Origin of the sequence: Catellatospora sp. NPDC049609, from assembly GCF_040675365.1 — a bacterium.
Taxonomy (GTDB): Bacteria; Actinomycetota; Actinomycetes; order Mycobacteriales; family Micromonosporaceae; genus Catellatospora.
Genome location: NZ_JBFAOU010000008.1, coordinates 1 through 15,670 on the forward strand (window position 1 = coordinate 1; position 15,670 = coordinate 15,670).

Consider the following 15,670-nt stretch of genomic DNA (forward strand, 5'->3'; position numbering starts at 1 on the left):
GATCGCTGTTTCGGGTCGGAAACTGCAGTCTGGCTCCACTTTCGGACCCGTGACAGCGATCTCCACCGCTGCCGGAGCACGCCACCGACCGTGCGGCCACCAGCGGACGTTAAGAAGGGCACCTTCTACAACGCATAGCGTTAAGAAGGTGCCCTTCCTTTACGTGCTGCCCGTCCCGGGGAGGCGGCCCCGGGACGGGCAGGGTTCCGGTGGCGTCAGCGCAGGGCTTCGGCCAGCTCCTCGCCGAGGCCGGGGGTCGGCTCGTCGGTGCGCTGCTCGTGCCGCGGGGCCGCGTGCTTGGCGGTGCCGGCGCGGCGGCGCTTGACCCGCTGCTTGAAGCCCTCGACCAGCGAGTAGAGGACCGGCACCAGGACCAGGGTGAGCAGCGTCGAGCTGACCAGACCGCCGATCACGACCACCGCGAGCGGCTGCGAGATGAAGGCGCTCGACTCGGTCAGGCCCAGCGACATCGGCAGCAGCGCGAAGATGGTCGCCACGGCCGTCATCAGGATCGGGCGCAGCCGTCGCCGGCCGCCCTCGATGATCGCCTCGCGGACGCCGTAGCCGTCCGCCCGGTACTGGTTGATCAGGTCGAGCAGCACGATCGCGTTGGTGACCACGATGCCGACCAGCATCAGCAGACCGATCATCGCGGCCAGGCCGAGCGGCTGCCCGGTGATCGCCAGCAGGCCCAGCGCACCGGTGGCCGCGAACGGCACCGAGATGAGCAGGATCAGCGGCTGCACCAGCCCCCGGAACGTGGCGATCATGATGATGAACACCAGCGCGATGGCGACCAGCATGGCCAGCCCCAGGTCGCCGAAGGCGTCCTGCTGGGCCTCGGTCACGCCGCCGATGGAGTAGGACGCGCCCTCGGGCAGGTCCAGGCTCTTCAGCTTCTTGTCCAGCTCGGCGTTGATGGTGCCCAGCGCCTCGGCGCTCGGCGTGCCGGTGACCTTGGCCGTGCGGACCTGGTCCACGCGGTTGATCTGGGCCGGACCGGCCACCGTGGTGACGTCCGCGACGTCGTCCAGGGTGACGCCGGGGCCGATCGGCAGGGCACGCAGCGCGGCCAGGTCGGCCGGGGCCGCCCCGGTGCGCAGGATCACCGGCTGCTCGATGCCGTTGACCACGACGCGGGTGAGCGTGGTGCCCCGGAAGGCGTTGCCGACCAGCTGGCCCAGCGCGGCGTCGGACAGCCCGAACCGCGCCGCGGCGGCCCGGTCCAGGGCGACCTGCACCTGCGGGGTGCTGGCGGCCAGGTCGCTGTCGACCTCGGTGACGTTGGGCAGCTCGGAAACGGCCGTACGGATCTGCTCGGCCGCGGCCCGCAGCGTGGCCTCGTCGGACGCCTCGACCGCGACCTCCAGCCCGTTGCCGCCGAAGCCGCCCTGCACCGCGCCGACCACGACCTCGCCGACCTGGCTGTCGTCCAGGGCGTCGATCTTGTCGCGCAGCGAGTCGGTCAGCACCTTCTGGTCGGTCTCGTTCTCCGAGGTCACCTGGAAGCGGGCCTGGGTGGTGTTGCCACCGCCGCCGCCACCGCCGAACAGGCCGCCGCCGCCACCGACGGTCACCTGGTACGACTTCACGCCGTCGGTCTCGTCGAGGATCTTCTCGACCCGCTTGGCGGCCTCGTCGGTCGCGGTCAGCGAGGTGCCGATCGGCATGGTCTGGGTGATCGCGAACGAGTTGCCGGAACTCTCGATGAAGCTGGTCTCGATGCGGGTGGCCAGGTAGCCGGTGCCGCCGATGACGCCGAGGGCCAGCAGCAGAGTGATGAAGCGGTGGCCCAGCGACCAGCGCAGCACCGGGACGTACGCCCGCTGCAGCGGGTTGCGCAGCTCCTTGGCCTCGGCCTGGACCCGGATCTGCTCCAGCTCCTCGGCGGTGCCCTGTGGCGACTTGAGGAACCAGTACGCCATGACCGGGACGATGGTCAGCGACACCAGCAGGGAGGCCAGCAGCGCCGCGGTCACGGTCAGGCCGAACGGGCCGAACAGCTGGCCGACCATGCCGCCCACCAGGGCGACCGGCAGGAACACCGCGACGGTGGTCAGCGTCGAGGCGGTCACCGCGCCGGAGACCTCCTTCACCGCGGTGAGGATCGCCTCCTTCTTCGGTTCGCCGTACTCCAGGTGGCGCTTGATGTTCTCCAGCACCACGATCGAGTCGTCGACGACGCGGCCGATGGCGATGGTCAGACCGCCCAGGGTGAGCAGGTTGAGCGAGTAGTCGCCGGCCCACAGCGCGATCAGCGCGATGACCACGGAGACCGGGATCGACACGGCGGTCACCAGCGTCGAGCGGACCGACAGCAGGAAGACCAGGATTACCAGGACGGCGAAGGCCAGGCCCAGCGCGCCCTCGGTGGTCAGGCTGTCGACCGAGCGCTCCACCTCGGGCGCCTGGTCGAAGATGACCTGCAGGTCGCCGCCGGTGCCGAGCTGCTCCTTGAGCTCGGGCAGCTTGTCGTTGACCTGGTGCGAGATCTCGACCGCGTTCGCGCCGGGCAGCGCGGTGACGCCGACGCCCAGGCTCGGCTTGCCGTTGGTGCGGGTCAGCGTGGTCGCGTCGGCGGGGGCCGAGGTGACCGTCGCGACGTCCTTGAGCTGCGGCAGCGCGGCGGGCTTGGCACCCGCGGCGGGCTTGCCGGCCGGCTTGAGGTAGAGGTCGCCGATCTCCTCGACGGTGGAGAAGCGGGAGCCGACCGCCACCGAGTAGGTCATGCCGCCGTCGGCGATCACGCCACCGGGCATGCTGATGCCGTTGGCGGTCAGCGCGCCGGTCACCGCCTGCGCGGTCAGCCCGGCCGCGGCCAGCTTGACCGGGTCCAGGTCGATGGTGACCTGCGGGGTGCGGTCGCCGGTGAGGGTCGCCTCGCGTACCCCCTCGATGTTGTTCAGGGCCGGCAGGACGGTGGCGCGCACCCGGCGGGCCAGCTCCTGGTCGTCGCCGCCACCGCCGCTGGCGGCGAGCTGGATGACCGGGATGTCGTCGGTGCTGCCCGCGAAGACCGTCGGGTCGACGTTCTGGGGCAGGCGGCTGTCGATGCGGGCCAGCGCCTGCTGGATGTCGCCCTCGACCTGGTCGACGTCCACGCCGTAGTCGAAGCTGACCATGACCGAGACGGAGCCGTTGCGCGAGGACGAGGTCACCGCGGTCACTCCGTCGACGCCGGCCACGGCCTGCTCGATCGGGATCGCCACCTGCTGCTCGACGATCTCGGGCGTCGCGCCGGGATAGACGGCGACCACGGAGACCATCGGGAACTGCAGGTCGGGGAACATCTGCTGGCGCAGTTGGGGCAGCACGAAGGCGCCGGCGCCGAGGATCGCCACGGTGATCAGCGCGACGAGCCCGCGATTGGCAAGGCTCAGCCTGGCCAGGAAGGACATGACGACTCCAGGAGCTTCATGGTCGAGCGGTATGGGGGATACGACCGCCCGCAGTCAACCAGGTCAACGCGCAGGAACTGTGAACTGAAGCTGAAAGCCAGCCGAAAGCCGGTCCGGGTCCGGTTCGTGCTCCGTGGAGTTGTCGGGGTGACAGGGGGGAACGAGGCTCCACGATACGCATCCCGCTCCGGCGAAACGGATGAAATCGGACGTGACCCGTATGACTTTCAGCATTTATTCGGGTTTCTTGCAGGGCGCATGCGGGACGGCTCGGGCACACTTGCCGCACTCGACGAGACCTCGATGAGGAGTGGGCGATGAAGCCGGAGAAGGGCGAGCAGCGGCGGCTGCTCGTGGTCGACGACGAGCCCACCATCGTCTCGCTGCTGTCGGCCAGCCTGCGCTTCGTCGGCTTCGAGGTGCGCACCGCCGCCACCGGCGCCGAGGCGCTCGCGGTCGCCGCCGAGTTCAAGCCCGAGCTGCTGGTCCTCGACGTGATGCTGCCCGACTGCGACGGCTTCGAGGTGGTCCGCCGGCTGCGCGCGAACGGCGCTCACGTGCCCGTGCTGTTCCTGACCGCCCGCGACGGCGTGCAGGACAAGATCACCGGGTTGACCGTGGGCGGTGACGACTACGTGACCAAGCCGTTCAGCCTGGAGGAGGTCGTCGCCCGGATCCGGGCCGTGCTGCGCCGCACCTACGCCGGGGCGGCCGCGCCCGCCGACGACTCCACGCTGCGCTTCGCGGACCTGGAGCTGGACGAGGAGACCCACGACGTACGCCGCGGCGGCAAGCTGGTGCGGCTCAGCCCGACCGAGTTCAAGCTGCTGCACTACCTGATGGTCAACGCCGACCGGGTGGTCTCCAAGGCACAGATCCTGGACCATGTCTGGCGCTACGACTTCGGCGGCGACGCCCGCATCGTCGAGTCCTACATCTCGCTGCTGCGCCGCAAGGTGGACATCGTCGACCCGCCCCTGATCCACACCTTACGGGGGTTCGGGTACTCGCTGCGGCTGCCGCGGTCGTGAGGCGCCTCATGCGGGGGCCGAAGCGCTGGTCACTGCGGGCCCGGCTGCTCGCCGGGGTGCTCGCGCTGGTCGCCGCCGGCTTCGTGGTCGCCGACCTGGCCAGCGTCTCCCTGCTGCGGATGTACCTGGTCCAGCAGATCGACGAGCAGCTCGACCTCGCCGTGCGCGGGCTGGCCCAGAAGGAGCCCGCCGAGTTCACCGAGTCCGACGTCGCGCTGCTGGCCCGCGACGAGACCCAGCGCAAGACCTTCTTCGACGCGTACGTGCTGGAGTTCCGTGACGCCAAGGGCAACGTGGAGCTGCGCTACCCCGGCGAGAACGACCAGCGCGGCGCGCCCGCCCTGCCCCCGCTGGACCTGGCGTCGGTGCGCCAGCGCGCGGGCACCCCGTTCTTCGTGCCCAACGAGGAGGCCTACCACCGGCACCCGGGCTACCAGGTGCTGGTCGGAGAGCGGGACAGCGGGCGGGGCAGCGTCGTCATCGCGTACGACCTGACCGGCGTCGCCAAGACCATGGCGCGCCTCGGCGCCATCGAGATCGCGGTGACGCTGGCCGTGCTCGGCCTGGCCACCGCGCTCGGCGTGTGGGTGATCCGGATGGGCCTGCGCCCGCTCACCGAGGTCGAGCAGACCGCCGAGGACATCATCGCCGGGGGTGACCTGTCCCGCCGGGTGCCCGAGCAGGTCAGCCCGCGCACCGAGATGGGCCGGCTGTCCCGCACGCTCAACACCATGCTTGCCCAGATCGAGGGCTCCTTCGCGGAGCGTACGGAGTCCGAGGCGCGGCTGCGCCGCTTCGTCGCCGACGCCTCGCACGAGCTGCGCACCCCGCTGGCCGGCATCCGCGGCCTCGCCGAGCTGCACCGGCAGGGCGTGGTCACCGACCCGGCCGAGGTGTCCGCGCTGCTCGCCCGGATCGAGACCGAGGCCACCCGGATGGGCCTGCTCGTCGAGGACCTGCTGCTGCTGGCCCGGCTCGACGAGCAGCGGCCGATGCGCAGCGAGCCCGTCGACCTGGTGCCGATCGCCGCCGACGCGATCGAGTCCGCCCAGCTGCGCGAACTGGACCGGCCGCTGCGGCTGGAGCTGCTCGACGGCGACGCGCCGGTCGTCTGCGGCGACGAGGACCGGCTGCGCCAGGTCGTCACCAACCTGCTCGGCAACGCGCTGACACACACGCCCGCCGGCACGCCGGTCACGGTGCGGGTCGGGGTGGAGAAGGGCCGGGCGCTGCTGGAGGTGGTCGACCGGGGTCCCGGGCTCGCGCCCGAGCACGCCGAGCGGGTCTTCGAACGCTTCTACCGCGCCGACCCGGCCCGCGCCCGCGACCACGAGCGCTCGCCCGCGGCGGGCTCCGGGCTGGGTCTGTCCATCGTGGCGGCGCTGGTCGCCGCGCATGGCGGCGAGGTCTGCCACCGCCCCACCCCGGGCGGCGGCGCCACCTTCCGCATCACCCTCCCGCTCGCCCTGCTCTGACCCGTCACCGCCTGCTGCCGTCCCCGCCCGAGTCGGGCCACGGTGAATGCTCAGGCGGCGGCGCGCCGGCGCGGGTTGGCGGCCAGGGCGAGGTGCGCGATGGTGTCGATCCGGCGCTGCTGCGGCAGCGGCAGGGCACGGCTGCGCAGGTCGGCACGCAGGCGCGGGTAGAGGTCCGCCACCCGGATGTAGTCGCCGGCGTCGTCGATGCCCTCGCGCAGCAGCCGCAGGATCGCGGCGGTGAACGCCGTGTTGCGCTCATCGGCCGGGGCGAGCGCCTTCACGCTCGCCGCGGTCGCGGTCAGCAGGTAGGTGCCGCGTACGTCCAGCTCGCCACCGGGTGTCCCGTCGCCCGACAGCCAGCCGATCGCCTTACCGGCGTAGCAGCAGTCCAGGATGATGACGCAGCGCCGCGCCGGGCTGCTGAGCACGATGTGGCGCACCTGGTCGAAGGCGAGGGCGCTGATCCGCGGCCGGGCGCTGATGGTGCTGGAGTAGGCGAGGTAGAGATCGTCGGCGGCGTTGACGCCGTGCCCGGCGTAGTAGACCAGCAGCGTGTCCGTCGCCTCCTGGGCCAGCTCGTCGACCCGGGCCAGATCGTGGTGTTCGAGCTGGTCGAACGCATGCACGCGGCGCGGGTCGAACACGCCGCCCGGCTCGCTGAGCGCCGTGCTCAGATCCATCAGGTTGCGCGACACGGCGGGGACGTCGCCCAGATGCGGGTCGCGGGGGAACCTGCTCGCGCCGAGCAGGACCGCCACCGACTCCTCGCGCACCGGCAGCACCACCGGCTCCGCGGGCCGGGGCGGTGGCGAGTCCGGCCGGGCCACGGCGGTGATCGTCGCCGCCGGGGGCGCCGGGTCGGCCGCTGTCGCGGGCACCGCGGCCGCCATCGCGGATACGGCCGGCGGCGCCGCCCGCCCCGGTGCCGCCGGCTGGTCGGCCATGATGCGGATCAGTTCGCCGATGGTGGCCGGGGTGATCACGAAGCCGTCCGGATCGGCCTCCCGCCACTGCTGCTGCAGCAGTGCCTGCTCCCGCAGCAGGCTCGCCTCCTGGTCGTGGAGCTGTGCGACGGCCTGGAGATTCTCGGCCGCGACGGCCAGCTCCCGGTCCCGGCGGGCCGTGGCGAGCCGGGCCGTCACCTGCCGCAACTCGGCGGGCGGCTCGCCGCGTCGCATCCGCAGCAGCTGCGCGGCCTCCTCCAGCACCTCCAGCGCGGCGCCCGGGCGGTCCCGGCCGGGCAGGCCGACGACGCTGTAGAGCGCGGCCTCCTCGACCCTCATCGAGTGCCGCTGCTCGTACGAGCCGACGAGCGTGCGCAGCACCTGGATGGTCTCGAGGGGGGACAGCCTCTCGACGGGGACGGGCACGAACTGCGCGCCGAGCTCGGCCAGCCGGTCGCGGTGCGCCTGCGGCGTCGTGGTCAGGACGATCCGGTGCCGCTCGACCGCGGCGAGCCGGCGCAGATAAAGCAGACCGCTGCCGGGCATGACGTCGACGATCCGCTCGACGTCGTCGAACGCGAGGATGAGGCCCTGCGCGCGCCGCGTGTTCGGTGCGGTCAAGGCGTCGTGCACCGCCTGCAGCGCGGCGGCCGCCTGGGCGCCGTCGGCGGGCAGGGTGTCGCGCCGGACGGCGTAGACCTTGTGCCCGCGCAGCACGTCGGGGGCGCGCCCGGACTGCACGAGCTGCGCCAGGCCGTGCAGCAGCGTGGTGCGCCCCGCGCCCGGCTCGCCGACCAGGACGGCGGCGTTGCCGCCGGCCCGGGCGAGCACCAGCATGGTCCGCTCCAGCAGCCGGTCCCGCGAGACGACCGGCGGGTGCGGGTCGGTGCGCGTCCCGCTGGTCAGCTCGACGGCGTACGGGCGGATGAGCCGCTCGACGGGCGGCGCCACCACGAACTCGGGGTGGCCGCTGAGCGCCTGGATCACCCGCTGGCGGGTCGGCTCGAGCTCAGCGCCGAGCTTGACCAGCACCTGGGCCGCCACGCCCTCGCCTTCGCGGATCAGGGCAAGCAGCAGGTGCTCGGTGCCGACGTAGTTGTGGCCGATCTGCAGCGCCTCGCGGATCGACAGGTCCAGCACCTTCTTGGCGCGCGGGGTGAACGGGATGTGCCCGCCGGGCGCCTGGTCACCCCTGCCGATGATCTCTTCGACCTGCCCGCGGACCGCGGTCGTCGAGATGCCGAAGCTCTCCAGCACCAGGGTGGCGATGCCCTCGCCTTCGCGGATCAGGCCGAGCAGCAGGTGCTCGGTGCCGATGTAGTTGTGGTCGTACGCCTTGGCCTCGTCCTTCGCCAGCACCATCACCAGGCGCGCCCGGTCGGTGAAGCGCTCATACATCGCGCTGCACCTCGTCGAGCGCCGCCAGCACCCGCAGCGCCAGCTCCTCGGGGTCGTTCACGCGGGTCGAGTCCACCTCCACCTCGCGCTCGCCGACGCGTACCCGCACCTTGGTGCGGCGCTGGGCGAGCCAGGCCGTCAGCGCGGCAGCCAGCGCGGCCATCAGCTCCGGGTTCTCGGCGGCCCAGTGCAGCGCATCGGTGACCGGGCCCAGCTCACCCCGGCCCGGCGGCAGGTCGACCCGGGTGATCCGGGTGCCGCGCAGGTCCGCGTCGCCGCGGAGCGCCGACTCCAGGGAGAGCAGCTGGTCACCGTCGCCGTTGATCTCAACACGCAGAGTCACTCGCCGTACGATAGCGCCTGCTCCCTCCGAAAGGGACGAGTGAACGTCCCCCCGCAGGGTGGCGTTAAGGGTGATCCTCGCCTGCCTTCAGCCCGGCTCAACTGGATGATCACCCCACGTGCCGGAATCCCCAGTCCCACCGCCGTTTCTGACCCCGAACAGCGATCATCGCCGCGCCCCCGCCGGGGACAGCGCTGTCGATCATGAACTTGCGCCCGCGACACGCCGTCGAACCGTGCCCTAAGTTCATGATCAACGAGGGTGGGGGTGGGGTGGGAGGGGAACCTTAAGGCGGGGTTAAAGATCGGTGGGGGGCTCTTGTGTGGCGGCGGTCACGGGATTTAACTTTTAGCAAACTTAACTAACGGTTTCTCTCGTGATTGCTTCGCCCCAGGAGGGTGTCGTGAAACGTAAGCCGCTTCTCCATCTTTTCGTTGCTACGGTGACGGCGCTGGTCGGGACCGCTGTGGCCGTGGCCGTGGCGGGGACCGCCGGTGGCGCCGTGGTGGATCACAACGCGTGCCGGCCCGATGGTCTGTATCAGACGCCCGGGGTGGCGGTGCCGTACTGCGACGTGTACGACACCAACGGGCGGGAGGCGATGGGGGCGGGTCACCCGCGCCGCATCATCGGGTACTTCACCAACTGGCGCACGGGTAAGAACGGCGCGCCGGCGTACCTGGCCAACCAGATCCCGTGGTCGAAGATCACACACATCAACTACGCGTTCGCGCACGTGGACGGGGCCAACAAGATCTCGATCGGCAACCCGGCCGCGGCGAACAACCCGTCGACCAACATGACCTGGCCGGGCGTGGCGGGCGCGGAGATGGACCCGGCGTTCCCGTACACCGGGCACTTCAACCTGCTCAACAAGTTCAAGAAGCAGTACCCGGACGTCAAGACGCTGGTCAGCGTCGGCGGCTGGGCGGAGACCGGCGCGTACTTCGACGACGCGGGCACGCGGATCGACTCCGGCGGCTTCTACCGGATGACCACCAACGCCGATGGCTCGATCAACACCGCGGGCATCAACACGTTCGCCGATTCGGTGGTGACGTTCCTGCGCACCTACGGCTTCGACGGCGTGGACATCGACTACGAGTACGCGACGTCCAACAAGGACGCGGGCCACCCGCTCGACTTCGCGCAGTCCAACGCGCGCCGGGCCGGGCTCAACGCGTCGTACCAGGTGCTGATGAAGGCGCTGCGGGAGAAGCTCGACGCCGCGGCCGCCGGCGACGGCAAGTACTACATGGTCACCGTCGCGGCCCCGGCCTCCGGCTGGCTGCTGCGCGGCATGGAGTCCTACCAGGCCACGCAGTACCTCGACTACATCAACATCATGTCGTACGACCTGCACGGCGCGTGGAACCAGTACGTCGGCCCGAACGCGTCGCTGTTCGACGACGGCGCGGACAACGAGCTGACCGCGGGCGGCGTGTACAGCGCGTACTCCGGCATCGGCTACCTCAACACCGACTGGGCGTACCACTACTACCGGGGCGCGGTGCAGAGCGGCCGGATCAACATCGGCGTGCCGTACTACACCCGCGGCCACAAGGACGTCACCGGCGGCACCAACGGCCTGTGGGGCACCGCGGCGAAGACCGCGAACTGCCCGATCGGCACGCAGAGCCCGTGCGGCAACGGCGCCATCGGCATCGACAACCTGTGGCACGACAAGGACACCCAGGGCAACGAGGAGCCGGCCGGGTCCAACCCGATGTGGCACGCGAAGAACCTGGAGAACGGCATCGCCGGGTCCTACCGGACGGCGTACGGGCTCACCCCGGCCACCGACCCGGCCGACAACCTGACCGGCACCTACACCCGCCACTACTCCTCGACGCTGGTCGCGCCGTGGCTGTGGAACGCCACCAAGAAGGTCTTCCTGTCCACGGAGGACGAGCAGTCCATCGCGGCGAAGGCCGACTACGTGGTCAACCGCGGCATCGGCGGCATCATGATCTGGGAGCTGGCCGGCGACTACGCGTTCGACACGGCGGCGGGCGAGTACCGGATGGGCAACACGCTCACCAACACCATCGCTGCGAAGTTCGCCACCGCGTCGCCGTACGGCGCCAGCCGGTCCAACACCGCGCTGCCCGCCCAGACGCTCAACGTGGACGTGTCGCTCGGCCAGTTCGCGCTCGGCGACTCGAACTACCCGATCAACCCGAAGCTGAAGCTCACGAACAACTCGACCGCCACCATCCCGGGCGGCGCGGTGCTGGACTTCGACTACGGCACCTCGGCGCCGGGCACGATGAGCCAGCAGTCCGGCTGGACGATGACGGTCACCCCCGGCCACACCGGCAACAACGTCGGCGGCCTGAAGGGCGACTTCCACCACGCGAAGGTGACGCTGCCGAGCTACCTGTCGGTGGCGCCGGGCGCGAGCGTCGAGATCACGCTGAACTACGTGCTGCCGATCGCGAGCCCGTCCAACTACACGCTCACCTTCGGCGGGCAGACCTACAACCTATCCGTCAACCGCGGCCGGGGCGGGGTCACCCCGTCGGGTTCGGCCTCGCCGAGCACGCCGACGTCACCCAGCGCGTCGCCGAGCACCCCGGCCACCTGCACCGACCCGGCCTGGGTCGCCTCGCAGGTGTACACCGGCGGCAACCGGGTCTCGCACAACGGCCGGGCGTACCGGGCGCAGTGGTGGACCCAGGGCGAGACCCCCGGCACCGCGTCGGTCTGGGTCGACCTCGGGCCGTGCTCCGGCGGCAGCGCCTCGCCGTCGGCGTCCCCGTCGCCGAGCCGCAGCGCCTCGCCCAGCCCCAGCGTGTCGCCGAGCGCCTCGCCGAGCCCCAGCACCTCGCCGTCGGCCAGCCCGTCGACCTCGCCGGGGGCGTACCCGGCGTGGGCGCCGAACACGTACTACGCGGCCGGCGCGCGGGTCACCTACGGCGGCCGGACCTGGCAGTGCCGCCAGCCGCACACCTCCCTCGTCGGCTGGGAGCCGCCGAACGTCGGCGCCCTCTGGCTGGCGGTGTAGCAGCGACCCGGCCCGTCGCGACGCCCCTCCTTCCGTCGCGCCGGGCCGGCCGCGAACCTCCTCCACAGTGATGCCGGTCCCGTCTGAGCAGGTCTGACAGCTCGGACGGGGCCGGCATCCGGCATGATGGCGGCGTGGGAACCACCGCGTTCGTGTTCGGCGGCGGCGGCGTGCTCGGCGCCGTCGAGGTCGGCATGCTGCGCGCGCTCTTCCGGGCCGGCATCCGGCCCGACCTGGTGGTCGGCGTGTCCATCGGCGCGGTCAACGCCGCGCTGCTCGCCGCGGACCCCGAGCCCGAGGTCACCGACAAGCTGGTGCGGCTGTGGGCCACCCCCGAGATGAACGAGGTGTACGGCGACTCGGTGCCGCGCCAGCTGCGCCGCCTGGCCACCCGTACCCACCTGCACTCGCCCGCCCCGTTGCAGCGGGTGCTGGAGCGGTCGATGCGGGCCGGCGCCACCTTCGCCGACATGGTCGTGCCGCTGCACCTGTGCGCCGCCAACGTCGAGCGCGCCGAGGCGCACTGGTTCAGCGAGGGCCGGGTCGTCGACGCGGTGCTGGCCGCCGCGGCCCTGCCCGGCCTGCTGCCCCCGGTGGAGCTGGGCGGTGAGCACTACCTGGACGGCGGCCTGGTGGCGTACCCGATGATCCGGGCGATCGAGATGGGCGCGGACGAGGTGTTCATGCTCCAGGTGGGCCGGCTGGAGCGGCCCCTGCAGCCGCCGCAGCGGCCGTGGGAGGCCACCAACGTCGCGATGGAGATCGCCCGCCGGGTCCGCTTCACCCGCGAGCTGGCCGCGGTGCCCGAGGGGGTGCGCGTGCACGTGCTGCCCGGCGGCGCCGGCGCCGACGAGAGCCCGTGGGCGTACCGCGACGCCGCCGCCGTCGGCCGCCGCGTCAGCGCCGCCTACGCCGCCTCCCGCGACTACCTCGCCGCCGTCGGCCGCTGACCCCAAGATCGTCCGATTTGCCTGGCAGATGGGCGTATCTCGGGCCGGCATTCGCCCATGTGCCAGGCAAATCGGATGATCAAGCGGGTCAGGCCGCGCGTGGGGTGATGGTGGACTTCTTGGCGGCGCGGGAGGAGCCGATGCCGAGGATGAGCTGGATGATGCCGAGCGCGATCAGCCACAGGCCGGTGACCCAGACGAGCACGGTGAGGGTGGGGCCGGGCCAGAAGAACAGGATCAGGCCGGCCGCGACGCTGAGCAGGCCGAGCAGGACGGTGCCGATCTTCGGCCAGGTGCCGTGGGTGCGGGCGAACCCGGTGACGATCTCGGCCACGCCGCCGACGATCCAGACGATGCCCAGGATGACGGCGAGCAGGGTGACCGTCCCGGTCAGGTTCCGCAGGCAGACGACGCCGACGATGATGTAGAGCACGCCGATCACCGCGATCAGCGCGCGATGCCCACCGCTCACGCCCTTGCTGGTCAGGCCCTCGACGACCCGGAAGATGCCGACCACGACGAGCCACACGCCGAGCAGCGTGATCAGGAACAGCAGCGTCTTGTCCGGCCAGAAGACCAGGAAGAGGCCGGCGGCCAGGGACACGAGCCCGCCGATGATCGCCATTCGCTTGAACGACTGCAGCGCGGCGGTCTCCAACTCCGCGTCTCCGTACGGATCAGTCATGGTGCGAAGATATCTCGCAATATCCCAGATTTCTCCCTTTTCGGATGAGTAGCCTCAGGCTGGAGTGAGGGGGAGCGATGAAGAGAGGCCCGCTGGAGTTCGTGGTCGTCGAGTTCACCGACGGCTTCCCCGGGCGCCGCATCGCGCCCGAGCTGCATCGCCTGGTGGACCAGGAGATCGTCCGCATCATCGACATGGTGGTGGTCGACCGGGCCGCCGACGGCACGGTCAGCTCGCACGAGCTGAGCGACTACGACGGCGACGCCGAGTTCGAGGCGATCGACGCGGCGATCCAGGCCGTCGACGGGCTCATCTCCGAACGGGACGTACGCGACCTCGCGGATTCGATCACCCCCGGCGCGAAGGCGCTGCTGCTGCTCTTCGAGCACCTCTGGCTGAGCAGCCTGCGCGCCGTCATCGACGAGTCGGGCGGGGAGATCATCGTGGACGAGCGCATACCCGAACCGATCGTGGACGCGATCGAGGAAGCGGTCGCCGCGACGGGCGGGAGGCTGCCGTGATGCTGCGCCGCCCGCCGGTGGTGCGGCGCGGTCCGGGTCTGCTCGGCACGGTCGCGCGGACGGCGGTCGTCGCCGGAACGGCCTCGGCGACCGCCGGTGCGGTGTGCCGCTGGTCGGACCGGCGCCAGCAGGCCGCGGCCCAGGAGGAGGCCGCCCGGCAGGCCGTACACGAGCAGCAGGAGGAGGAGCCGCCCCCGGCGAGCGCGGCGGGTGCCGAGCTGATGGCGCAGCTCCAGCAGCTGGCCGAGCTCAAGGCGGCGGGCGCGCTGACCGGCGCCGAGTTCGCCGCGGCCAAGGCGAAACTGCTGGGCACCTGATGGACGCCCCGGAGGAGGAACCGTCCCGCAGCGCCTGGGAGCGGCGGCGCGCCGGGGCGGTGACGGCCGCCGAGCCGGTCGCACCGCAGCGGCCGCCGCGCACCGGCACCGGTGCCCGGACCGCGCGCTGGATCGGGGCGACCCTGCTGGCACTGCTCGGCGCGGTGCTGGTCGTGGCCTCGGTGACCGCCCGCTACGCCCGCGCGGAGCTGCTCGACACCGACCGGTACGTGGCCACCGTCGCGCCACTGGCCTCCGATCCCCAGGTGCAGGCCGCGGTCACCGACCGCGTCACCGTCGAGATCATGAAGCGGCTGCCGCTGGAGAAGCTCGCCGGCGACCTGGCCGCCGCGATCGACCTGCCCCGGGCGCAGTCGATCATCGACCTGGTGACCCCGGCGGTCAGCTCCTGGCTGCAGACCCAGATCCACAAGGTGGTGGGGGAGATGGTCACCTCCCCGCGCTTCGCCACGGTCTGGACAGAGGTCAACCGCAAGGCGCACCAGAACGTCGAGGGCCTGCTCACCGGGCAGGGCGGGCCGATGCTGCACAGCAGCGGCACCGACATCGTGGTCGACCTGGGCCCGGTGCTCGCCGCCGCCCGCCAGGAGCTGGTGGACCGCGGGTTCGGCCTGGCCGCGCGCATCCCCGACATGTCCATCCCGTACACCGTCGCGCAGGTGGACCAGCTGCCCGAGATCCAGCGGTACGTCCACTGGCTGGACGTCAGCGCGACCTGGCTCCCGTTGGCGGCGCTGGCGCTGCTCGGGCTGGCCGTGTGGGCCGCGCCGAACCGGCGGCGCGGGCTCATCCTCGGCCTGCTGCTCAGCGCCGTGCTGCTGGCCGCCGCACTCGTGGTCAACCAGGTGGTACGCGACCGGGTCATGCAACGCGCGACCGAGCGAGGGCTGAACGCCCCGGTGGCGCTCGACGTCTACGACACCGTGATCCGCTTCCTGCTCACCGCGCTGGTGACGGTGCTCGTCGCGGCGCTGCTCGGGGTGCTGTGGGCGCTGCTGGCCGGCCCGTCGCGGCCCGCCGTGCTGCTGCGTCGCGGCATCAACGCCGTCGTCGGCCGGGTGGCCCGGCCGCTGGCCCGCGAGCCGTGGGCGGTGCGGACCGGCGCGTTCGTCCGGCGGAACTTCCGCTGGTTCGCCGTCGCGGTCGGGGTGCTGGCCGCCTGGTGGCTGCTGGCCCGGCCGTCGGTGGCCACGGCGGTATGGGCGTTCGTCTGCGCGGCGGTCGCCGTCCTGCTGCTCACCCTGGCCCGCCGCATGCCCGCGACCGTCCTGGTGCCCGCCGCGGTCGGACCGGGCGACGCCGTGGTGCCCGCTCCCGGGCTCGGCGACGCCGAGGGGCCCGCTCCCGCCGGGCCGGGCGACGCGGTGGCGCCAGCCGACGCCGCACCGTCGGGTCCCGGACACGTGACGGTGGTCGAGGAGCCGCCGCCCGCACCGCCGATCGCCGAACCACCCGCACCGGGCGAGGCGGCACCGCCCTCGTTTGAGCAGGAAGAACCTGGTGCGGAGTCGCCCGGCGGCGGCGACGGCCGGGCGCCGGGGACATCGTCGGGCCGGGCGGGGGATTCCTGACTGGCG

The 15,670-nt window shown here is 71.9% G+C and carries 11 protein-coding genes; 7 read left to right on the forward strand and 4 right to left on the reverse strand.

Annotated elements, in window-relative coordinates; genetic code table 11:
- Nucleotides 1-215 precede the first annotated feature (215 nt).
- The gene (locus AB0J67_RS03710) at nt 216-3,398 is read right to left on the reverse strand and encodes an efflux RND transporter permease subunit (RefSeq protein ID WP_363475884.1); all 3,183 of its coding nucleotides are present in this window, start codon (nt 3,396-3,398) and stop codon (nt 216-218) included.
- 317 nt (nt 3,399-3,715) lie between these two features.
- Between AB0J67_RS03710 and AB0J67_RS03715 the strand changes: the two genes are divergently transcribed.
- Complete coding sequence (locus AB0J67_RS03715; protein ID WP_203742807.1) at nt 3,716-4,429, forward strand: response regulator transcription factor; 714 nt, start codon at nt 3,716-3,718, stop codon at nt 4,427-4,429.
- An 8-nt stretch (nt 4,430-4,437) separates the two neighbouring features.
- Nucleotides 4,438-5,904 (forward strand): HAMP domain-containing sensor histidine kinase, encoded by a 1,467-nt coding sequence (locus AB0J67_RS03720; protein WP_363475886.1) that lies wholly within the window; start codon nt 4,438-4,440, stop codon nt 5,902-5,904.
- Nucleotides 5,905-5,954: 50 nt separating this feature from the next.
- Here the strand turns inward: AB0J67_RS03720 and AB0J67_RS03725 are convergent, their stop codons facing one another.
- Both AB0J67_RS03725 and AB0J67_RS03730 read right to left on the reverse strand, forming a co-directional pair.
- On the reverse strand, nt 5,955-8,249 hold the full coding sequence (locus AB0J67_RS03725; protein ID WP_363475888.1) for a Clp protease N-terminal domain-containing protein: 2,295 nt from the start codon (nt 8,247-8,249) through the stop codon (nt 5,955-5,957).
- Nucleotides 8,242-8,592, reverse strand: coding sequence for a hypothetical protein (locus tag AB0J67_RS03730; protein WP_363475890.1), 351 nt, complete (start codon nt 8,590-8,592; stop codon nt 8,242-8,244). The genes AB0J67_RS03725 and AB0J67_RS03730 overlap by 8 nt, the downstream gene beginning before the upstream one ends.
- Nucleotides 8,593-9,034: 442 nt before the next feature.
- On the opposite strand from AB0J67_RS03730, the gene AB0J67_RS03735 reads away from it, so the two are divergent.
- Together AB0J67_RS03735 and AB0J67_RS03740 are read left to right on the forward strand one after the other, a co-directional pair.
- A complete protein-coding gene (locus AB0J67_RS03735; RefSeq protein ID WP_363475892.1) occupies nt 9,035-11,599 on the forward strand; it encodes a glycosyl hydrolase family 18 protein in 2,565 nt (854 codons plus the stop codon).
- 134 nt (nt 11,600-11,733) lie between these two features.
- Entirely contained in the window at nt 11,734-12,549 is an 816-nt protein-coding gene (locus AB0J67_RS03740) for a patatin-like phospholipase family protein (protein ID WP_363475894.1), read from the forward strand.
- 88 nt (nt 12,550-12,637) lie between these two features.
- Here the strand turns inward: AB0J67_RS03740 and AB0J67_RS03745 are convergent, their stop codons facing one another.
- On the reverse strand, nt 12,638-13,234 hold the full coding sequence (locus AB0J67_RS03745) for a DUF308 domain-containing protein (protein ID WP_363475896.1): 597 nt from the start codon (nt 13,232-13,234) through the stop codon (nt 12,638-12,640).
- 77 nt (nt 13,235-13,311) lie between these two features.
- Between AB0J67_RS03745 and AB0J67_RS03750 the strand changes: the two genes are divergently transcribed.
- From AB0J67_RS03750 to AB0J67_RS03760, 3 genes are read left to right on the forward strand one after another with little or no spacing between them, the layout of a single operon-like run.
- A complete protein-coding gene (locus tag AB0J67_RS03750; protein ID WP_363475898.1) occupies nt 13,312-13,755 on the forward strand; it encodes a DUF6325 family protein in 444 nt (147 codons plus the stop codon).
- Entirely contained in the window at nt 13,755-14,072 is a 318-nt protein-coding gene (locus tag AB0J67_RS03755) for an SHOCT domain-containing protein (RefSeq protein WP_363476054.1), read from the forward strand. The genes AB0J67_RS03750 and AB0J67_RS03755 overlap by 1 nt, the downstream gene beginning before the upstream one ends.
- Nucleotides 14,072-15,664, forward strand: a complete 1,593-nt coding sequence (locus AB0J67_RS03760) for a hypothetical protein (protein ID WP_363475900.1) — start codon at nt 14,072-14,074, stop codon at nt 15,662-15,664. Before AB0J67_RS03755 ends, AB0J67_RS03760 begins: the two co-directional genes overlap by 1 nt.
- The last annotated feature ends 6 nt before the right edge of the window (nt 15,665-15,670 follow it).